Annotated in this window: 13 protein-coding genes; 11 read left to right on the top strand and 2 right to left on the bottom strand. The window is 63.2% G+C overall.

The annotated features are described in order from the left end of the window. Positions 1-7: 7 nt before the first annotated feature. The 5 genes from ABIA65_RS09150 (at position 8) to ABIA65_RS09130 (ending at position 7,462) form a co-directional block, all read left to right on the top strand. Complete coding sequence (locus ABIA65_RS09150; protein WP_241403622.1) at positions 8-376, top strand: nuclear transport factor 2 family protein; 369 nt, start codon at positions 8-10, stop codon at positions 374-376. Positions 377-794: 418 nt separating this feature from the next. After that, entirely contained in the window at positions 795-1,205 is a 411-nt protein-coding gene (locus tag ABIA65_RS09145; protein WP_354523748.1) for an MmpS family transport accessory protein, read from the top strand. After that, positions 1,202-4,105 (top strand): MMPL/RND family transporter, encoded by a 2,904-nt coding sequence (locus tag ABIA65_RS09140; protein ID WP_241403623.1) that lies wholly within the window; start codon positions 1,202-1,204, stop codon positions 4,103-4,105. The genes ABIA65_RS09145 and ABIA65_RS09140 overlap by 4 nt, the downstream gene beginning before the upstream one ends. A 40-nt stretch (positions 4,106-4,145) precedes the next feature. Further along, positions 4,146-7,019: an MMPL/RND family transporter gene (locus ABIA65_RS09135; protein ID WP_241403624.1), complete on the top strand. Its 2,874-nt coding sequence runs from the start codon at positions 4,146-4,148 to the stop codon at positions 7,017-7,019. 104 nt (positions 7,020-7,123) lie between these two features. Beyond that, complete coding sequence (locus tag ABIA65_RS09130) at positions 7,124-7,462, top strand: hemophore-related protein (protein WP_241403625.1); 339 nt, start codon at positions 7,124-7,126, stop codon at positions 7,460-7,462. 71 nt (positions 7,463-7,533) lie between these two features. Here ABIA65_RS09130 and ABIA65_RS09125 read toward each other — a convergent pair whose 3' ends face one another. Both ABIA65_RS09125 and pks2 read right to left on the bottom strand, forming a co-directional pair. Next, positions 7,534-8,949 carry a hypothetical protein gene (locus ABIA65_RS09125; protein ID WP_354523313.1) on the bottom strand — a complete coding sequence of 472 codons (1,416 nt, stop codon included), beginning with the start codon at positions 8,947-8,949 and terminating at the stop codon, positions 7,534-7,536. A gap of 46 nt (positions 8,950-8,995) precedes the next feature. Beyond that, entirely contained in the window at positions 8,996-15,295 is a 6,300-nt protein-coding gene (gene pks2, locus ABIA65_RS09120) for a sulfolipid-1 biosynthesis phthioceranic/hydroxyphthioceranic acid synthase (RefSeq protein WP_354523312.1), read from the bottom strand. 640 nt (positions 15,296-15,935) lie between these two features. Between pks2 and ABIA65_RS09115 the strand changes: the two genes are divergently transcribed. From ABIA65_RS09115 to ABIA65_RS09090, 6 genes are all read left to right on the top strand, one after another. After that, on the top strand, positions 15,936-16,694 hold the full coding sequence (locus ABIA65_RS09115; RefSeq protein WP_241403628.1) for a hypothetical protein: 759 nt from the start codon (positions 15,936-15,938) through the stop codon (positions 16,692-16,694). After that, positions 16,691-17,464 carry a glucose-1-phosphate cytidylyltransferase gene (gene rfbF, locus ABIA65_RS09110; RefSeq protein WP_241403629.1) on the top strand — a complete coding sequence of 258 codons (774 nt, stop codon included), beginning with the start codon at positions 16,691-16,693 and terminating at the stop codon, positions 17,462-17,464. Before ABIA65_RS09115 ends, rfbF begins: the two co-directional genes overlap by 4 nt. Continuing rightward, a complete protein-coding gene (rfbG, locus tag ABIA65_RS09105) occupies positions 17,452-18,537 on the top strand; it encodes a CDP-glucose 4,6-dehydratase (protein ID WP_354523747.1) in 1,086 nt (361 codons plus the stop codon). Before rfbF ends, rfbG begins: the two co-directional genes overlap by 13 nt. Next, on the top strand, positions 18,534-19,085 hold the full coding sequence (gene rfbC, locus ABIA65_RS09100; RefSeq protein ID WP_241403630.1) for a dTDP-4-dehydrorhamnose 3,5-epimerase: 552 nt from the start codon (positions 18,534-18,536) through the stop codon (positions 19,083-19,085). The genes rfbG and rfbC overlap by 4 nt, the downstream gene beginning before the upstream one ends. 196 nt (positions 19,086-19,281) lie before the next feature. After that, positions 19,282-20,055, top strand: coding sequence for a TylF/MycF/NovP-related O-methyltransferase (locus tag ABIA65_RS09095; RefSeq protein WP_241405509.1), 774 nt, complete (start codon positions 19,282-19,284; stop codon positions 20,053-20,055). A gap of 31 nt (positions 20,056-20,086) precedes the next feature. After that, entirely contained in the window at positions 20,087-20,872 is a 786-nt protein-coding gene (locus ABIA65_RS09090) for a cephalosporin hydroxylase family protein (protein ID WP_241403631.1), read from the top strand. Positions 20,873-20,904: the final 32 nt, after the last annotated feature.

Raw genomic sequence — 20,904 nt, 5'->3', positions numbered from 1 at the left:
GCGGCGCATGACCGTCGACCCCGCCGCCAACGTCAAGCGCTACCTCGACACGGTCGCCACCGGCACCCCCGCAGACGTGGCCGCCCTCTACGCCGAGGACGCCACACTGGAGGACCCGGTAGGCGGCGGCGAGGTCCACATCGGACGTGAGGCCATCGCCGGCTTCTACGGAGCGACGGCCAACGCCGAGATCGCCACTGAGCTGCTGCACATCCGAGTCGGGGGCAACGAGGCGGCATTCGTCTTCGCGATCACCGTCACGATGGGTGAGACGAAGCTTCGCATCGAACCCATCGAGGTTATGCACTTCAACGCCGACGGCGAGATCACCTCGATGAAGGCCTACTGGGGCCCGGAGAACGTCACCACGATCTAGCGCTCATGCGGCCGTCGCGATGTCGACGAGTGGCCAGCGAGCAAAGGACTTAGTAGCTGCCATCGGGCCATCACGCCTAGACAAGAAATGGCAGTCGCAGTTATCGACGCGTCATTGGTTGATGTGCCGGAGTGCGCGGGTCCACGTGATGTCAAGGCATCTGGGGGTTTCCCGTCAACTTTTCGTTTGACCCGCTAGGTAGTGACCGACATGGTTTACTCGTCGGGATTGGAACGCGTTCATCGAGGTGCCGAAAGTTTGCGGTATCTGGCGCACGGCGAGCCGGGAATGCTGCCGCATTCGAGGTCCGCTCTATCGTGATCGCGTCCGATGTGAAGTTGCAGGTTCGAGCACTCGACTCGGTGCCGGGCGCGGAAATAGGCGGAGGTAACTCGCGATTTTCAGGATTCTGACGCGGCTGTGGATCCCACTAGTCCTTGTAGTGGTGGGAATTGCAGGAGGATTCACGGTGTCGCGGTTGCATGGTGTCTTCGGCAGCGAGACTCGTCCCACCTACGCCAGCGCCGAGCGTGAGGAGAAAAGACCCCACGACCCCAAGCACATGGTCTACGAGGTGTTCGGCCCCCCGGGAACAGTGGCGACCATCAGCTATTTCGATGCCGATGCTGAGCCACAGCTCGTCAAGGACGCGACGTTGCCGTGGTCAGTGGAATTCCCGATCTCGGAGGCGACGTCCATCGGAAACGTCACCGCGCAGGGCGACTCGGACAGCATCGGGTGCCGCATCCTCGTCGGCGATGATGTCAAGGACGAGAAGGTCAAACAGGGCGTGAGCGCGTTCACCTTCTGTCAACTGAAGGCCGCATGACCGCGCCAAGCGAACCTTCAACGGAGCCGTTGCAGATAAGCCATCGGCCGCCACGCGTAGCGCGGATGATCCGTCGGTTGGCGGTGCCGATCATCCTTGGGTGGTTGGCGATCGCCGTTGTGCTGAGCATGACCGTTCCCTCTCTCGAGCAGGTCGAGAAGGAACATGCGGTAGCGATGAATCTGGATGCTGCACCGTCGTTCCGGGCGATGGAGCGCATGGGCGAGGTATTCGGGGAGTCAAATTCCAGCATTGTGGCGATGATCGTCTTGGAGGGTGAGGCACCCCTCGGCGACGCCGCACACGAGTACTACGACGCGATGATTCGCCAGCTGGAAGCCGACACCGAGCATGTGCAGCACGTCCAGGATTTCTGGGGCGATCCGATCACACAGGCCGCTGCGCAGAGTGTCGACGGCAAGGCCGCGTATGCGCAGTTGAACCTGGCCCCTCCCACGGAGGGCGTCTCGGCGAATAAGTCAGTGGAAGCCGTCCGGGCCATCGTGGACGGGACGCCTGCACCGCCGGGGGTCAAGGCCTATGTCACTGGCCCGGCCGCGTTCGCCGCCGATCTGGGCCCCGCCGGCAACAGGACAGTCCTGTTGGTCACGGTGTTGAGCCTCGCGGTGATCTTCACGATGTTGCTGCTCGTGTACCGATCCGTCATCTCCGTCATTCTGATGCTGGTCATCGTCGGCATTGAATTGACGGTGGCCCGAGGATTTGTCGCGTTACTCGGCGACATGGGGATCATTGGTATCACCACGTTCGTCGTCAATCTGCTGGTAGCGCTCGCGATCGCGGCTGGAACGGACTACGGCATATTCTTCACCGGCCGCTATCAGGAGGCGCGTCAGGCCGGTGAGGACAAGGAAACCGCGTTCTACACCTGCTATCGCAGCGTCGCCAAGGTGGTCTTGGGCTCCGGTTTGACGATCGCCGGAGCGGTTCTCTGTCTGCACTTCACCCGGCTGCCCGTTTATCAGTCTCTTGGTGTCGCCACCGCCGTGGGTATGGTCGTCGCGGTCGCTGTGGCTGTCACGCTCGTGCCGGCAGTTATCGCCGTGGGTAGCCGCTTTGGGCTTTTCGAGCCCAAGCGCAAGATCATGGTTCGTCGCTGGCGGAAAATCGGCACGGCAATTGTTCGGTGGCCCGGGCCAATTCTCATCGCGACATTCGCGGTCAGCTTCATCGGGCTGTTGGCACTCCCCGCATACCAGCCCAGCTACAACGACCAGAAGTACATTCCGCAGGATATCCCCGCCAATGTGGGCTACGCGGCCGCAGCGCGGCATTTCCCCCAGTCGTTGATGATGGCCCCCGATATTCTGTTGATCGAGGCCGATCACGATATGCGGAATCCGGCAGACTTTCTGGTGCTCAACAAACTCGCCAAAAGCGTCCAGGCCGTCCCCGGCGTTTCCCGGGTGCAGTCGGTAACGCGCCCAGGAGGCGAGCCGCTCAAACACACGACGATTCCGTACATGCTCAGCATGAGCAGCGCATCCCAGTCGCAGCTGATGCCGTTCCAGAAGAATCGGATGGAAGACCTGCTGGTCCAGGCCGATGACATGCTGGAAACGATCGGCATCATGGAGCGCATGGAATCGTTGACCCAGCAGATGGTCACCGCAACTCATGAAATGGTCACCACAACGCATGAGTTGGAAGACATCACGAATGAGCTGCGGGATCACATTGCGAATTTCGACGATTTCTTCAGGCCGATACGCAACTACCTATATTGGGAACCGCATTGCTACGACATTCCGGTTTGCTTCGCGGTCAAGTCCGTTTTCGACACGCTTGACGGGGTCGATCAGATCAGCGCAAAGATGCGTGGTCTAGTCGAGAACCTCGACAAACTGGATGTACTCCTGCCGCAAATGGTCGAACAGTTTCCGGTGATGATCCAGACCATGAAGGACACGCGGAACATGATGCTGACGATGCACAGCACCATGACCGGGATCATGTCGCAAATGGAGGCGTCAACTGATGGCGCCACCGCGATGGGTAAGGCTTTCGACGCCGCCCAGAACGATGACTCGTTCTTCCTAGCTCCTGAGGTCTTCGAGAACGAGGACTTCAAACGCGTCATGGACATCTTCCTGTCACCCGACGGGAAGGCGGCTCGGATGCTCATCTCGCAACGGGGCGACCCCGCGACACCCGAGGGTATGGCGCTCGTCGAACCCATCCAGATCGCGGCGGAGGAGGCGCTCAAGGGAACGCCGCTGCAGAACGCCAGCATCTATCTCACCGGCACCGCGGCGTCGGCGAAGGACATCGTCGACGGGTCCACCTACGACCTCTTGATCGCGGCGACCGCGGCGCTCTGTCTCATCTTCGGCATCATGCTGATTGTCACGCGGAGTTTTGTCGCCGCCCTGGTCATCGTGGGTACGGTGGCGCTGTCATTGGGTGCGGCGTTCGGCCTCTCGGTGCTGATCTGGCAGCACATTCTGGGCATCCCATTGAACTGGGTTGTTCTCGCGATGTCAGTGATCATCCTTTTGGCGGTCGGTTCCGATTACAACCTGCTGCTGGTGTCACGGATGAAAGAGGAGATACACGCCGGGATAAACACCGGCATCATCCGGGCGATGGGCGGCACCGGCAAGGTGGTGACCGCCGCGGGCCTCGTGTTCGCCTTCACGATGTTGTCGATGGTGGTCAGTGACCTCGTCACGATCGGACAGCTTGGTGCCACCATCGGTGTCGGTCTGTTGTTCGACACGTTGATAGTCCGCGCGTTCATGACGCCTGCGATCGCGGCGCTGCTGGGTCGGTGGTTCTGGTGGCCGCAGGTGGTGCACCGCCGCCCTGTCGGTGCGTCACGACGGCGGGTAGGGGCCACTCCACTGGTGCGTTCTCTCCTGCAGAAGGAAGAGCGCTGACCGCGATGGACGCGTTGACCTTCTGCTTGGCGAAGGCCGCATGAGCAACCAAATGACAAGCGTCCGGCCACCATTCATCGCTCGGACGATCTATCGGCTGGCGGTGCCGATCATCGTGGGCTGGTTGGTGATCGTTGCCATCCTGACCTTCGCGGTTCCAACGCTGGAACAAGTCGGGCGGGAAAACTCGGTATCGCTGGTTCCCAGGGATGCGCCGTCGTTCGAGGCCATGCAGCGCATGGGTGAGACGTTCAAGGAATCCGATTCGGACAGCGTGGCGATGATCGTCATGGAGGGTGAGGCACCCCTCGGCGATGATGCGCACACCTATTACGACGACCTGGTTCGTCAGTTGCGAGCCGATACCACGCATGTGCAGCACGTCCAGGATTACTGGGGGGATCCGCTCACGGCGACGGGTGTGCAGAGCGCCGACGGCAAGAGTGTCTATGTCCAACTGAATCTCGCGGGTAACCAAGGCGAAGCCCTGGCGAACCAATCCGTGGACGCCGTCCGTGACATCGTGGATCGGACGCCAGCGCCGCCGGGCGTGAAGTCCTACGTCACAGGTCCCACACCGTTGATCACGGATATGACCCACGCCGGCGATTCGTCCCTCGTGAAGATCACCCTGGTGACACTGGTGGTGATCCTCACGATGTTGCTCTTCGTGTATCGCTCGATCACCACCGTCCTTCTGCTGCTCATCATGGTGGGAATACAGGTACAGGTGGCCCGGGGAGTCGTCGCATTTCTCGGCGATCACCAAGTTCTGGGGCTTTCGACATTCGCGGTCAACCTGCTGATATCGCTCGGGATCGCGGTTGGAACGGATTACGGCATATTCTTCACCGGGCGATATCACGAGGCGCGGCAGGCCGGTGAGGACAAGGAAACCGCGTTCTACACCACCTATCGCAGTGTCGCCAAGGTGGTCGTGGCTTCCGGTTTGACAATCGCCGGAGCAGTTCTCTGTCTGAGCTTCACCCGGATGCCGTATTTCCAAACCATGGGCGCACCCACCGCTATCGGAATGGTCGTCGCGGTCTCAGTGGCCGTCACGCTGGTTCCGTCAGTCATTGCCGTGGGCAGTCGTTTTGGGCTTTTCGAGCCCAAGCGGAAGGTCCTGGTTCGGCGCTGGCGGAAGATCGGCACGGCGATCGTTCGGTGGCCCGGACCCATCCTGGCCGCGACGTGCGCGGTCGCGTTCGTCGGGCTTCTGGCGCTGCCGGCATATCAGACCAGCTACGACGATCGACTGTATGTGCCGCAGGACATCCCCGCCAACGAGGGGTATGCGGTCGCTGATCGACATTTCCCCGAGTCGCGGATGACGCCCGACGTCATGATTATCGAGGCCGATCACGACATGCGGAATCCGACAGATTTCGTGGTTCTGCACAAACTCGCCAAGAGCGTCTTTGCTGTTCCGGGCATAGCCACGGTGCAGAGCATCACCCGGCCCGAGGGAACCCCGATCGAGAAGACCTCGATACCGTTTCAGATCAGCCTGCAGAGCGCCGGCATGATCCAGATCCTGCCGTTTGGCAAAGCGCGAATGAACGACATGCTGAAGCAGGCCGACAGCATGACGAAGATGATCAACCAAATGCAGCGCACATATGGGCTGATGAAACAGATCCGCGACGTCACGCACGATACGCTTCTCGTGAACAGGGAAATATCGGAGCTCACTGACGAGTTGCGTAATTCCATCGCGAATTTCGACGATTTCTTCAAGCCAATCCGCAATTACCTGTACTGGGAGCCGCACTGCTCGAGTATTCCGGTGTGCTTCGCGATCAGATCCGTGTTTCAGGGTCTCGACGGAGTCGACCAGGTCGGTGTGAAGATGCACCAGATCCTCGCGCGCGTAGAGCAATTGGATGGGTTGCAGCAGGAGTTGCTCACCCTGTTCCCGCCGATGATCGTCACCATGCAGTCGATGCGGACCATGACGCTGACGATGCACAGCACCATGTCGGGAATGTTTGCCATCATGGATGAGACGGCCGCAAACGCGACGTCGATGGGCAAGATCTACGACGCCGCTCAAAACGACGACTCCTTCTACCTGCCGCCAGAGGTCTTCGAGAACGAGGACTTCAAACGGGCCATGAGCCTGTTCTTCTCGCCGGACGGGAAATCTGTTCGACTGATCCTGACGCACAGGGGCGATCCCGGGACGCCGGAGGGCATCTCGCGGGTTGACGCCGTGCGGACGGCGGCCGAGGAGGCGCTCAAGGTGACGCCGTTGGAGAATGCCTCCATCCACCTCGCCGGGACTGCGGCGACATTCAAGGATCTACGAGACGGCTCGACCTACGATCTCCTGATCGCTGGTGTCGCGGCGCTCTGTCTCATCTTCGGCATCATGCTCGTCATGACGCGAAGTTTTGTCGCCGCGCTGGTCATCGTGGGTACGGTGGCGCTCTCGTTGGGCGCCGCGTTCGGGCTCTCCGTATTGATCTGGCAGCACATTCTCGGCATCGAATTGCACTGGCTCGTGCTCGCCATGTCGGTGATCGTGTTGTTGGCGGTCGGCTCCGACTACAACCTGCTACTGGTCTCCAGGATGAAAGAGGAGATACACGCCGGGATAAACACCGGCATCATCCGGGCGATGGGTGGCACCGGCAAGGTGGTGACGGCCGCCGGCTTGGTGTTCGCCGTGACCATGATGTCGATGGTGGTCAGCGACCTGCGCATCATCGGGCAGGTGGGTTCCACCATCGGCATCGGTCTGTTGTTCGACACCCTGGTGGTGCGCGCGTTCATGACACCCGCAATCGCCGCGTTGATGGGGCGGTGGTTCTGGTGGCCGCTGCGGGTCCGCCAGCGCCCCGCCAGTGCAGTACTGGGCCCGATGCGCGATCCCGACCCCCGGCCCGATCAGCTGGTGGCACAGGACTAGTCACCCGCCGCGGTGGTTGCTGGTTAGGCAAAGTTTGGGCGAGATTTGCCGCGGCCGATTACAGTCGGAATGGTCGGGATCAATTGGAGGGAAGAAGTCGGAATATGATCCAACCGTCGTTGACCAAGCTGGCTGTCGGGCTTGGGGGACTGGCACTGACGTTGACCGCTGGCGCTGGGGTCGCCTCCGCAGCTCCTGACCTGGGCCCAGCCATCAACACCACCTGCACGTATCCGCAACTGGTTTCGGCACTCAACGCGCAAGATCCGCAGGTTGGCACCGTATTCAGTCAGACGCCGATCTTGCAGAAGGGCCTGCGCGACTTCATCGAGGCGGGGCCAGAGGCGCGGACGCGGCAGGCCCAGAATGTGTCGGCCGCGCCAGCATTTCAGCCCTACATCGGCACGATCGCAGCGGCTTTCAATACCTGCAATAACTTCTGATCGGATGGGGCGCGAGCCCTTGAGCTTTGCCAGTGGGTGGGCGTCGCGCTGCGGCGTCCACCCACTGGCGTTTAGTCGATGTCGCCAGTGAGGCCGAAATCAGCCAGCGTTTGTGCGGCCACCTCACGCAGAGCGTCCTTGGTGTTCTCTGCGCCCGGTTGATAGGCGCCGACGCTGATGAAGATCTTGCCGTTGATGCGCCCAGACAGAATGATCATTCGGCCGCCGATTCGCTCGAGCAACTGCCGTGATTCGCGTTGACCAGTTCCTCGAGCGTTCTCGATCTCGGCGATGGTGCCTGCAGGGCAGCCGATGATCGAGTGCAGGTCTCCGAGATAGGAACAGAACACAGACTGATCGGGGTCGGCGGGCAGTTTGGCGACCATCCGCCGCAGCGTCCGCTTCGGTGCGAACGACGGCAGCCACATGAGCTGCTTTGCCTCGTCCGGTGTCTCCTTGAGAGTCTTCAGCGTTTGCTTCACGGTGGCCCGGAGCTCGCGCAGATCCGTGGTCAGCGGCGTCGGGTCGACGCTGACGCGCGTGTACGACAGCGCCATCGCCCGCGTGTCGTCCTCGGTGCGATCACTGATGGGGATCTGCAGGGTGACGACGCCGTCACCGGCTCGTCGTCGCCCGATGCGCTCCCCGAGCTTCGCGGCGAATGCTGCGGCCAGCGTATGACTCGCTCCGTGCCGAGCCTCCGCACAGGCATCCCAATCGTCCAGGTCGACGTAGATCGTGATGGCCGGCACCAAGACCGTGTCGCCGACGACGGACGCGACGGGGACAGGCCGTGATGCCGGTGCGCGGTCACCCTCAGACTTGCTACGGGCCTGCTTACGGGCCAGTTTGACTGCCGTGACGAGTGCCCTGCCGACCTCGGGGACGTCGCGCGCCGTCAGTCGGGCGTCCTGGCCCACCGCACGCATTTTTCGAGTGCGTGACAGGGGCGGTGGGTAGCCAAGATCGCGCGTCTTACCCAGGGCCGCTTCGATTATCACCAGGGCAAGCCCGAGACCGTCGATCAGGTTGTGTGAGAGCACCAGGCTGATCGCGGTTGAGCCGTCATCGAAGGGCTGGACGCCGAGGTGCCAGCCGGGCCCGACCATGGCATCGATGGGCGTTTGTGAGCGTTCGTCGATCCAGTCGCTGAAGTCAGCGCGCGGGCGGGTGTGCTCGGCGATGTCGAGGTCCGCAGGTCCTCGGTCCAGGACCCACCGATGCCGGGCGATCGGCAGCGCCGGGCGCTCGATGCGCCGTCCCAGTAAGCCCTGGCCGAGATTCTGATGAAAGCGCCGTAGCGCTTCGAGATCGATGGCGTGCTCATAGAGCCACGTGACCTGTATGACCACGTTCATATCGGCGGCGTGATGCTCCGCCAACAAGGCTTCGTCCGCCAATGCGAGCCGATTATCCGGCCGGGCAGCAGCTTTGGCTGCGCGCCGGGTTCTCCACGATTCGCGCGCACGACCTATCCGCCCGGGCACCGATCACCATCCTTCATCTCGACCGTGTGTTCACGGTTCTATCGTTTTACGTTGTGGTCAGCTCAGCCGCCAGCGAATCGGCTAGGTGCTTGCCCAGGGCTCGTGCGGTGTTGTGGGTGGCGATGGCCTTGGGGGTGATGCGTATACCGGTCTCGGCTTCGATGCGGCTGCGCAGTTCGAGGTAGCCCAGGGAGTCTAGGCCGTGATCGGGGAACGCGTGGTCGGGGTCGACGGTGCGGCGCAGGATGAGGCTGGCCTGCTCGGTCACCAGGCGCCGAAGCCGGGTCGGCCACTCGTCGGGGGACAGCGTGAGCAACTCGGCGCGCATCGTGGCGGTGTCGTGCTGTGCTCCGCCCGCGGTCTTGAACGCCTCGGCGAACGGGCTGCGCGCGACGAGCGCGGTGAACAAAGGCGTTCCCGCCGTGGGCATGTAGCCGGTGTAGGTGCGGTCGTAACGCAGCAGCGTCTCGAAGGCGTGCGCACCCTCCTCAGGGGTGATCATCGTGGTGCGGCCCTCTTCAAGGGACGCGGCGCGGCCGACCTGGCCCCAAGCTCCCCACGCGATCGCGGTGGCCGGTAGACCCTGGGCGCGACGCCAGTGGGTGAAGGCGTCCAACCAGCTGTTGGCCGCTGCGTAGGCGCCCTGCCCTGGCGAGCCGAGCAGTGCGGCTGCCGACGAGAATGAGCAGAACCAGTCCAGTGGTGCCTCGGCCTCCACATCACGTAGGGCCCGGTGCATATGCCAGGCGCCGCATACCTTGGCCACCCAGTCTCGGTCGATCAGCTCGTCCGTGATGCTGGTGAGGGTGGCGTCCTCCACCACCGCCGCGGCGTGCAGTACACCGCGTACCGGAAGCCCGGTGGCAGTGGCGGCGGCGACCAGACGCTCGGCGGTCGCCGGCTCGGCGATATCGCCGCACTCCACGTGGACGTCAGTGCCGGTCGCACGGATACGCGCAATGGCCTGCTCGGCCTGAGGATTTGGTTGCGAGCGGCTCGTTAGCACGATCCGGCCACAGCCCGCTCCGGCCATCTCGGCGGCGAGGAACAGTCCGAGGCCGCCCAGGCCACCGGTGATGATGTAGGCGCCATCCTCTCGGAAGACCCGAGCCTGCTCCGGTGGCACGACCACGCTGCTGCGACCGCTGTGCGGGACATCGAGCACGAGCTTTCCGGTGTGTTCCGCGGCGCCCATCACACGAATCGCGGTGGCCGCCTCGGCGAGTGGGTAGCGGGTGATCTCCGGCGGGGGCAGCTCACCTTCCGCGACGAGCCGGTACACGCGGCGCAACAGGTCCGCGATCTTGCGAGGCCGGCTCTTGACCATCAACGCCAGGTCGACGTAGTGGAATGTGAGGTTGCGGCGGAAGGGATAGAGCCCCAGTCGCGTGTTGGCGTAGACGTCGAGTTTGCCGATCTCCACGAACCGTCCGTCGATGGACAGCAGTTCGAGCCCCGCGCGCTGGGCAGCGCCGGTGAGGGAGTTGAGCACGATATCAACACCCTCGCCGTCCGTGTCCTTGCGGATCAGATCGGCGAACTCGATGCTGCGCGAGTCGTAGACATGTTCTATGCCCATGCTGCGCAGCAATTCTCGACGTGCTGGGCTGCCCGCCGTGGCGAAGATCTCCGCTCCCGCGGCGCGAGCGATCGCGATGGCCGCCTGGCCCACACCGCCGGTGGCGGAGTGGATCAAGACCCGGTCACCGGCGCCGATCCTGGCCTGGTCGTGCAGGCCGTACCAGGCCGTCGCGTACGCAGTGGTCGTCGCGGCCGCCAACTCGTCGGTCAACCCGGGCGGCAGTGTCACGGCAGCGCGAGCGTCGCAGATGACGAACGTGGCCCAGCATCCGTTCTTCGAGAAGCCGCCGACATGGTCACCGACCCGATGATCGGTGACGTCGGGTCCGACCGCGGTCACCACGCCGGCGAAATCGGTGCCCGGCTGCGGCAGAACCCCCTCGACGCTCGGGTATTGGCCGAACGCGACCAGGACATCGGCGAAGTTGATGCTGGATGAGCTGACCGCGACCTCAATCTCGCCCCGCCCCGGCGGAACCCGGTCGAAGGCCGCGAATTCCATGCTCGCCAGATCGCCCGGGGTGCGGATCTCCAAGCGCATGCCGCCACTCCCGTGGTCCACCACGGTGGTGCGGCGCTCGTCCGGTCGCAGGGGAGTGGGCCGCAGTCGGGCCACGTACCACTGGCCGTCCCGCCACGCGGTTTCGTCCTCGTCCGAGCCCGATAGCAGTTCGAGTGCCACCTTTTCGGGATCGCAGTCGATGTCCACGTCGATCTGGGTGGGACGCAGCTGTGGATGTTCGGCTCCGACCACGCGCACCAGGCCGCGTAGTCCCGCCTGGTCGAGGTTGGCCCCATCCCCATGCTGGACGGCCTGGGCGGCCCTTGTCAGCACATAGAGACGCGGTGGTTCTCCAGGTGCCTCCGTCAGTTCGCGGGCGATCCGCACCAGGTGAGAGACATGCTCACGGGCCCTGGTCAATCCGTCTTCATCCGGACTGCCCACCGGTGTCGGGAGCACCACGACGAGGCCCTTGACGGCACTCGCCCGCAGCCGACCGCTCAGTTGCTCGAGATAGGCGGGATGGTCGGCATGTTCCGGCCAGCCAAGCCAATCACATTGTGCATCAAGGGCTTTCATCGACTCGATGAGTCCCGTCGTCAGGGCGTCCTCGGTGGTGGAGGTAGTGATCAGGAGCCACTGGCCGGGGTCGGCATCCGGTATGGGGGGTAGGGCGCTCTGCCGCCATTCGACGGTAAGGAGGCGCTCGGCGAGGAGCCGCTGCGCTTCGCTTCCCTCGGTGGCGCTGCTGCCCAGCCGGAATCCCCGGACAATGACCACAGGCTTCCCGGACTCATCGAGAACGTCGAGGTCGGCCTCGAAACCCGACCGATCGTGCGGGGTCAGCCGGACGACGCAGTAGCGAGGATTGCGCGCCGAATCGCAGATACGGATCCGTCGCACACTCAACGGCACGAGCAGACCACCGTCGGTGTCGTCATTGACCGCCTGGTGCGCGGCGACGGACTGGAAGCAGGCATCGAGCAACACCGGGTGTATGCCGTAGGCGCCCTGTTGCGCGCGCAGCGGGCCGGGCAATGCGATCTCGGTGACCAGGGTGGACGCATCGTCGGCGGTGTGAGCGGCGATCAGACCTGCAAATGCCGCACCCAGCGCGACCCCGCGCGAGTTGAACAGCTGCCGTAGCTCGTCCCCCTCGGTGCGCAATGGGTGCGCGGCGAGCAGCGCGGACACGTCGTGTGGCTGCGGCTCATTGTCGGCGTCGTCTTCGTCCACGACGTGCAGCGTGGCGATGGCTCGCCGCGTGCGTTCGCCCTCGTGATCGGTCACCACCTCGAACTCCGCGACGCCGGGTGTGTCAACCGAGACAATCGTGGATATCGGGGTTTGCTTGTCCAGCAGCAACATCTGCTCGAAGCGGATGTCACGAACCTCGGATTGCTCGCCAAGCACGGTGCGAGCGGCCGCCAGCGCCATCTCGCAGTAGGCGGCCCCGGGAAGGGCGGTCACGGCATGTACCTGATGGTCACCCAGCCAAGGCAGTGCCGCGGTGCCGACATCGCCCTGCCAGGCGTGGCGCTCCGGCTCCTCGGGCAGGCGGACATGGGCGCCCAACAGTGGATGCACAGTGACGGTCCGGGTGCCTAGCGCCTGGGGGCTCGCGCCGCCGGTTCCGATGCGCAGCCGACGGTGGGTCCAACTCGGCAGCGGCGCGTCGACCAGCTGTCCCGTCGGGTAGAGCGTCGCGAAATCCACTGCGGCGCCGGCACAATAGAGGTTCGCCAGGAACTCGAACAGTCCGTGCCGCAGCTCCTGCTGGCGCAGAAGGCAGGGCAGCGCCTGGACTGAGATGTCGGATGCGCTGGCCGTCTGCTCGACCGCGCGGGTCAACAGAGGGTGGGGGGAGAGCTCGCCGAAGACTCGATGGCCGTCCTCGAGCGCCGCCTGCACCGCGTCGGCGAAGCGCACCGGATTGCGCAGATTGTCCGCCCAATAACTACCGTCCAAGTCCCGCTGCTGCCGTGGGTCGTCGAGAGTCGCCGAGTAGTACGGGACTGACGGTGTCCTGGGCGTGAGATCGGCCAACGCATCGGTCAACTGGGCGAGGATCGGGTCGACCTGCGGTGAGTGCGATGCGACGTCGACCGCCACCTCGCGTGCCATGATGTCGCGGCGCTCCCACATCTCGACCAAGTCCCTAACCGCCTGGGTCGTACCGCCGATGACGGTGGACTCCGGCGAGGCGACCACCGACACCACGACATCCGTGAGACCGCGAACAGCCAGTTCCTCACGGACGCGTTGGGCGGGCAGCTCCACCGATGCCATCGCCCCGGCGCCGGAGATCGTGGTCAACAACCGCGAGCGGCGGCAGATGACGCGGACCCCGTCTTCGAGTGAAAGTGCTCCTGCGACAACGGCCGCGGCGACTTCCCCGAGCGAGTGCCCGACGACTGCGCCGGGGACCACCCCGTGGGAGCGCATCGCGGCGGCCAACGCGACCTGCATGGTGAACAGGGTCGGCTGGACTCGGTCGATACCGGGGACTGTCTCCGGCGCCGACATCGCCTGCGTCACCGAGAATCCCGCTTCGGCGGCGATCAACGGCTCGGCCTGCGCGACCGTCGCGGCGAACGCCGGCTCGGCCGCCAGCAGATCTGCACCCATCGCGGGCCACTGCGAGCCCTGTCCGGAGAACACCCACACGGGTCCCCGGTCGTCCTGGCCCACCGCAGGTGGATACGCCGCGTCGACCTCGGCGACCTCAAGCAAACGGTCGGTCAGCTCGGAAACGCTCGCGGCGACCACGGCAGCGCGCACGGGCCGGTGTCCGCGCCTGCGCGCCAGGGTGTACGCCAGATCCGATGGCACCAGCTGATCGGCACGGCCCCTCACCCACTCGGCGAGCCGCCCGGAGGTGCGTCGCAGCGCCTCGGGTGAGGTGGCTGACAGTGCGAAGACCAGAGAGCCGGGGTGGCCGGGGGAGACTTCGTCGTGGTGCGCCGGTTCGGGTGCCTGTTCCAGCACGGCATGAACGTTTGTTCCGCTCAGACCGTACGACGACACGGCCGCCCGTCGGCGGTCCTGGCCGTCTCGCGACGGCCACGGCGTGGTCTCGGTCGGAACGAACAGTCCCGTGTCGATCCGTGCAAGGTCATCGGTCAGCCGGGTGAAGTGCAGTGACTGCGGGACCACGCCGTGTTGCAGCGCGAGGGTGGTCTTGATCAGCCCCACCACACCGGCCGCGCCCTCGGTGTGCCCGAAGTTGCTCTTCGCCGATCCGAGTGCGCAAGGGCCATCCGACCCGTATACCTGGGCGAGGCTGCCGAACTCGATCGGGTCGCCGACCCGGGTGCCGGTGCCGTGGGCCTCCACCATGCCGACCGTGACGGGGTCCACGCCCGCATTCGCCAGCGCTGCGCGGTACGCGTTGGCCTGTGCATCCAACGACGGCCTGGAGATGGTCTTGGTGCGGCCGTCGTGATTGGCTGCCGTGCCACGTATCACCGCGTGAATCCGGTCGCCGTCTCGCAGTGCGTCCGGCAGGCGCTTCAGCAAGACCACGGCGCTTCCCTCGGACCGTACAAACCCGTCCGCCGCGACGTCGAAAGAATGGCAGCAGCCGGTCGGGGAGAACATCCCCAGCGCCGCCCCCGCCGTGTTCATGATCCCCGAGATCAGGGTGTTGACCCCGCCCGCCAGGGCGAGGTCACTCTCGCCGTCATTCAGGCTGCGAAAGGCCAGGTGCAGAGCGAGTAGACCGGTCGAACATGCGGAGTCCACCGTCAGTGCCGGGCCGTGCACTCCCAGCCAAAACGCAATGCGCCCGGAAGCCATGCTGGGGGTATTGCCGGGGTACGCGTAGGGATCGTGGACGACGCCAGACTCGTAGGTCAGCACGACGTGGTCATCGTGGACCACCCCCATGAAGACACCCGTCTTGGACCCGAACAGCGAGCCTGGAGCCATGCCGGCGTGCTCGATGGCCTCCCATGAAGTCTCCATCAGCAACCGGTGGTTGGGATCCATGAAGGTGGCCTCATGTGTCCGCAGACCGAAGAACGGGGCGTCGAAACCCCAAATGTCGTCCAGGAATCCGCCGTAGCGCGTCACCGACTTGCCAGGCACCCCCGGCTCGGGGTCGTAGAACTCGTCGACGTCCCAGCGATCGGCCGGGATCTCGGTGACCAGGTTGTCCCCGCGCTCCAGCGCCTCCCACAGTTTGTCCGGCGAGTTGATGCCACCGGGGAGCCGACAGCCCATTCCGATCACTGCGACGGGAGTGACTGGGGCGTACCCCATGGGGCATTCACCTCTTTCCGAACGGTGGGTTTCAGCAGGCACGGCCGAATTCCGCTAGGGGGCAGGTCATTAGCTCAGTCGTTCGGACGGCCGTCCATCCGAGCCTCAAATCAACTGGTCGGTCGGTAGCCTAGCCACTCCGATGAGATGTGGTGGCGAAATCTGCTTCGCCGACGTAGGCGGCTTGCCGTGCCGGTGCAGGAAGGCTCGATGTCGTCGTCGACAATTAGGTTGCCCTGAGTGCATGATCCTGGCCACGGCCGCTCGAGTGGGACCCGGGCACCTGGTGATTCACGTCCATCGCGACGGGGCCCACGCGCTCACTAGCCGCTTGTGCAGAAGTGCTCATGGTTCCTCGACTGCCCTTGGTATGTTCGGTTCACGTTCCTCGACGACCGAAAGAACACCGCCCAGTGGCAGCCGTAGACGCTCGTGGCATCGCCGGCCAAGCTCTGCAGGATTTCCGAGCGCACACCGCAGTTAGCGGCGGGCGTGAGATCTCCAGCAGCTTATTGTCAGGATCTGACCCGCACCCATGATTCGTAGGTACTGCATAAGTCATGAGAAGCCACTGCTGCCCGAGAGTTGGTATGACGACTGCATCGCGCTTGGGGATTTTCAACCGGACTCTGCATTCCATGTGAGTCAACTCGATCGGTTTTGGCACGAGGCCAGACCGGTTGCATATGGCGCCGCAGGAACGCACGTCTTGCCCATCGCTATCGAGAAATTCTCCGGCGATGCTGACCTTATTGAAGTTTCCTCACACCGGAAGAGAACCCTTCCCTCCCCGGAGGGCAGGGAGGCCAAGAACTTTCCCACCATGAGGGAGTTGAGCCTGGAGAACTTCGCGCGGGAATCCGAGCTCTCGGTGTACGAGCCCAGGCCTGGCCATGAGTTTCTGATTCCGCAGCCTCTTCATCTCAAGAAATCGGTAGTCGGGCACTACGCAGCGATTCATCATCGCCAAGACATTCTCGATTACGCTGATCTAGCAGTGGAGTTGGGCGTGCTGGATTCGAACTCTGCGTCGGAGTTCCTGGCCGCGAAGCACTTCATTCCAGGAGGCATTGAAATCGGGATCTACCCGAAGGCCTGGTTGGTGCACACATTCTCGGGAATCGAGCTTGTCGGCAGGGAGTTCCTGAATCGATATGGCGACCGCGTGCGGAAATACAATCGCTTTCAGATTAGGGCGGTCGGTTTCCTGGGTGAGCGACTGGGGTCCTATCTCGTGATCCGCCACCTCAAGGAGAAGTACTCGAACAGCATTCCTGCCGATGTGTTCGGATATATGACGGTCATCGTGAAGGATGACTCGAATTACTCCGCGGGATTGGCGGATCGACCGAGGAATTTGTCGAGTTGGTATCGTCCCAAACATAAGCGAGCTCAATGAAAGCCGTATTGCTGGCCGGTGGCTTGGGTACTCGCCTCAGTGAGGAAACCGCCGTCCGCCCCAAGCCGATGGTGGAGATCGGCGGGCGGCCGATTCTATGGCATATCATGAAGCTCTACTCCCACCACGGTATTGACGATTTTGTCGTCTGCTGTGGCTATAAGGGCTATGCCATCAAGGAATACTTCGCCAACTACTTCCTGCACATGTCGGACGTGACCTTCGATATGTCCCTCAACAGGATGGAAGTGCACGAGCACCACGCCGAACCGTGGCGGGTGACCCTGGTGGACACCGGTGACGACACCCTGACTGGCGGGCGCCTCAAGCGCGTGGCGAATTACATCCAAGACGACGAGGCCTTCTGCTTGACCTACGGTGATGGGCTCAGCGACGTGAACATCGGTGCAAGCATCGAATTCCACCGTCAGCACGGCCGGCACGCCACAGTTACAGCGGTGCGTCCGCCGGGTCGCTACGGCGCCATCGAGCGCACGGGTGACCAGGTAACGCAATTCATCGAGAAGCCACGTGGCGACGGCGGCCTCATCAACGGCGGATTCTTCGTCCTGTCGCCCGCGGTACTCGACTACATCGAAGGAGACGAGACCCCTTGGGAGGGCTCGCCCTTGGCGCGTCTCGCTGCCGATGGCCAAATGATGACGTTCGAGCACTCCGGCTTCTGGCAACCGATGGACACGCTTCGAGACAAGAACCTGCTCGAAGAACAATGGAGTAGCGGCAAAGCGCCATGGAAATGCTGGCGGTGAACGCCTTTGGAAGTGCCTATCGCGGGCGTCGTGTCCTGGTCACTGGCCACACCGGCTTCAAGGGCAGTTGGCTGTGTCTGTGGCTCCAGGCGCTTGGCGCGCAGATCTCCGGGCTCGCACTGGACCCACCGTCCGAACCCAGCCATTGGGGCTCGTTGAAGCTGGCCATCAACGATCATCGCATCGACATTCGCGATGAGGCGGCCGTCCGTGGGATCTTCGCCGCGGAGCGACCGGAGATTGTCTTCCACTTGGCCGCCCAGCCGTTGGTTCGTCGGTCCTACCGAGAGCCAGTTACCACGTGGGCCACCAACGTGATGGGCACCGTGCATCTACTAGAGGCCGTCCGTCACACACCAGAGGTACGTGGCGTCGTAGTTGTCACGAGTGACAAGTGCTACGAGAACCGCGAATGGCCCTGGGCCTACCGAGAACGAGACCGGCTGGGGGGCCACGACCCCTACAGCGCGTCGAAGGCCGGCGCCGAGTTGGTGGCCGCCAGTTACCGAAGTGCGTTGCTGCAACACCCGTCCGCTCCGCTGCTCGCAACCGCCCGGGGCGGCAACGTGATCGGCGGTGGCGACTGGTCTGAGGACCGACTGATTCCCGACCTGGTGCGCTCAGTTATCGCGCGCGAGCCACTGGTGATCCGCTCGCCGCGCGCCACACGACCCTGGCAACACGTGCTGGATTGCCTCAGTGGGTACTTGCTCCTAGGCCAGCGGCTGCTGGCCGGCGACACCGCCAGTGCCGATGCCTGGAACTTCGGCCCCGAAGGCGAGAACCTGACGGTCGAGCAGGTGCTCGCAGACCTTGCTCACACATGGCCACGGCTGCAGTGGCGAGTGGCATCCGATCCGCAGCCGCACGAGGCGGCGCTACTGCAACTCGACAGCGCCAAGGCGAAGACACATCTCGGTTGGCGTCCCGTCTGGAACTCTGAGACGGCAATCCACCACACCGCCAACTGGTATCGCCGATTTCTGGAAGCCGGTGACGTGTCGAGCGCCGACGAACTGGCCGCCTACGTCGCCGATGCAGCCGACTCGGGCATGGGTTGGGCGAACCCGTGAACATTCTCGACACCGCCGTGGCCGATCTGAAGATAGTGCAGTCCACGCCCCACCACGATGCCCGCGGAGCATTCGTCCGGCTCTTCTGCGCTCAGGAGCTCCAGCCCGTCTTGGGTGGCCGCCAGATCGCACAGGTCAACCACTCCAGAACCAGCGACGCCGGTACCGTGCGCGGCCTGCACTTCCAGCGGCCACCGCATGCGGAAATGAAGATGGTCCGCTGCGTTCGCGGCCGACTCTGGGACGTGGCGGTGGACCTGCGGTCGGGGTCACCCACGTTTCTACAGTGGCACGCCCAGGAACTGGCACAGGACGATGCGCAAATGCTGGTCATCCCAGAGGGTTTCGCCCACGGCTTCCAGGCTCTGGAGCCGGACAGTGAACTGCTGTACCTGGTTACAGAGTTCTACGACCCGTCCTCCGAGGGTGGTCTTCGGTATGACGACCCACGGCTCGGGATCGATTGGCCATTGCCGCCGCAGGCGCTGTCACCCCGTGACCTGACCCATCCGCTGCTGAGTGCTGATTTCAACGGAGTCGTGTTGTGAATTGCCGACCCGCTGCACCAATAACCTTGCGGTTTTAGCGGATCCCCATTTCTAGTCGGGTACGATCGCAATTCATGGTCAGCAGTCATGAGAATCGCCTTCGCGCACCGCGATCCGGCACAGCGGGGGTTATCCGGTGAACCGACTCAGCGCTGCGAATGTCCTTCAGGCCGGGAGTAGACGAATCGACGCGGGGATGCAGGCTTTGTTGCGTCGCGTCGCGCCGAAAGCGTACATACAGGATGGCCTGATCAGCGTGCACTCCCACACGTTCATGCAGGATCCGAGATTCATGGCGGCGTACGACCGTGGTGTCAGCGCGATCGGCGGCGTCGACACCTATCGATGGCACTGGCGCGTGCACGTCGGCCTGTGGGCCGCCTCGACTGGCTTGCGTCTCGATGGGGATTTTGTCGAGTGTGGCGTGAACAGGGGTTTTCTGAGCAGCGCCATCATGGAGTACCTCGACTGGAACTCGCTCGACAGGGATTTCTATCTGCTTGACACATTTGCAGGCTTGGACGACGGATTTGTGTCCGAACGTGAGCGCACATCCGGTGCGCTGCAAAAGAATGCAGAGAATCTGCAGAGCGGCTTCTATGTGCAGGGATCGGATTCCGTCCGGGCCAACTTCGCTCAATGGCCTCGTGCGCGCATCGTCGAGGGCGTTGTACCGGACACTCTCGGTGAGGTCGCGACGCGCCGGGTTGCGTATCTTCACATCGACATGAACTGCGCTCCACCAGAAATAGCCGCTCTTGAACACTTCTGGGAACTACTCGTCCCGGGTGCGCCAATACTGCTCGACGACTACGCCTACATGGGCTATGAGGAACAAAAGCTCGCGATGGATGAATTCGCGCAGACGCACGGTGTGACGATCTGTTCGCTGCCGACTGGCCAGGGCTTGATTATCAAGCCAAGCCCACCAGCAGGTCCGGAAGTCGGTATGGGAGATTCCGCTCCGTGATTCAGATCAAATCAGCTTGGGAGACAAAGCCGTGGCCGAACGAACTCTGACCGACCATCAGCTGAGCGTGATCGAGAACGTCGAAGCTCTCGCGAAGGATCAAGAACTCGCGCGGCTGTCCTCCGAATGGCTCGATCGAGGCGCGAGGAACCGCTACTCGTACAACTTCGAGTGGCTCGGCCGGCCGATCATTCAATACCCACAGGACATCGTCTGCCTCCAGGAGTTGATTTGGAGGGTCAAGCCAAGCGTGATCGTCGAGACGGGAATCGCGCACGGGGGTTCGTTGATCCTCAGCGCTTCCATGCTCGCGATGCTTGATATGTGTGACGCCGTCGACAACAACACGACTCTCGACCCTCGTGCACCCCGTCGGCAGGTCATTGGCGTCGATATCGATATACGGGCCCACAATCGTGCGGCGATGGAGGCTCATCCACTGTCTCACTACATAACGATGATCGAAGGGTCGAGCCTTGAGCCGACAACAATTCAACAGGTTCACGATTTGGCACGCGGTCGTGGGGCCACGCTCGTCTGCCTCGACAGCAACCACACCCATGAGCATGTTCTGGCGGAATTGTCGGCATACGCATCTCTAGTGACGCCGAATAGCTATTGCGTGGTATTCGACACCATTATCGAGGATCTGCCCGCCGATATGTTCCCCGACCGGCCGTGGGATCACGGCAACAACCCGAAGACAGCGGTCTGGGAGTTTCTGAAGTCGCATTCCGAGTTCGAGATTGATCGCGAGATCCCGCAGAGACTTCAGATAACCGCGGCTCCTGACGGGTATCTGCGCCGCGTGCGCTAAGCCCGTCTGAGCGGCTCGCGTCAGCCGTTCTT

This window comes from Mycolicibacterium sp. 624, from assembly GCF_040548615.1.
GTDB lineage: Bacteria > Actinomycetota > Actinomycetes > Mycobacteriales > Mycobacteriaceae > Mycobacterium.
The sequence above is the reverse complement of the archived record's forward strand: the minus strand, read 5'-3'. Positions and strand labels throughout refer to the sequence as shown.

Excerpts from the sequence above, each read along its gene's own strand:
- rfbG (WP_354523747.1), top strand. The coding sequence starts at position 17,452 with ATGCTGGCGGTGAACGCCTTTGGAAGTGCCTATCGCGGGCGTCGTGTC.
- ABIA65_RS09130 (WP_241403625.1), top strand. The coding sequence starts at position 7,124 with ATGATCCAACCGTCGTTGACCAAGCTGGCTGTCGGGCTTGGGGGACTG.
- ABIA65_RS09095 (WP_241405509.1), top strand. The coding sequence starts at position 19,282 with ATGCAGGCTTTGTTGCGTCGCGTCGCGCCGAAAGCGTACATACAGGAT.
- pks2 (WP_354523312.1), bottom strand. The coding sequence starts at position 15,295 with ATGGGGTACGCCCCAGTCACTCCCGTCGCAGTGATCGGAATGGGCTGT.
- ABIA65_RS09140 (WP_241403623.1), top strand. The coding sequence starts at position 1,202 with ATGACCGCGCCAAGCGAACCTTCAACGGAGCCGTTGCAGATAAGCCAT.
- rfbF (WP_241403629.1), top strand. The coding sequence starts at position 16,691 with ATGAAAGCCGTATTGCTGGCCGGTGGCTTGGGTACTCGCCTCAGTGAG.
- ABIA65_RS09150 (WP_241403622.1), top strand. The coding sequence starts at position 8 with ATGACCGTCGACCCCGCCGCCAACGTCAAGCGCTACCTCGACACGGTC.
- ABIA65_RS09135 (WP_241403624.1), top strand. The coding sequence starts at position 4,146 with ATGAGCAACCAAATGACAAGCGTCCGGCCACCATTCATCGCTCGGACG.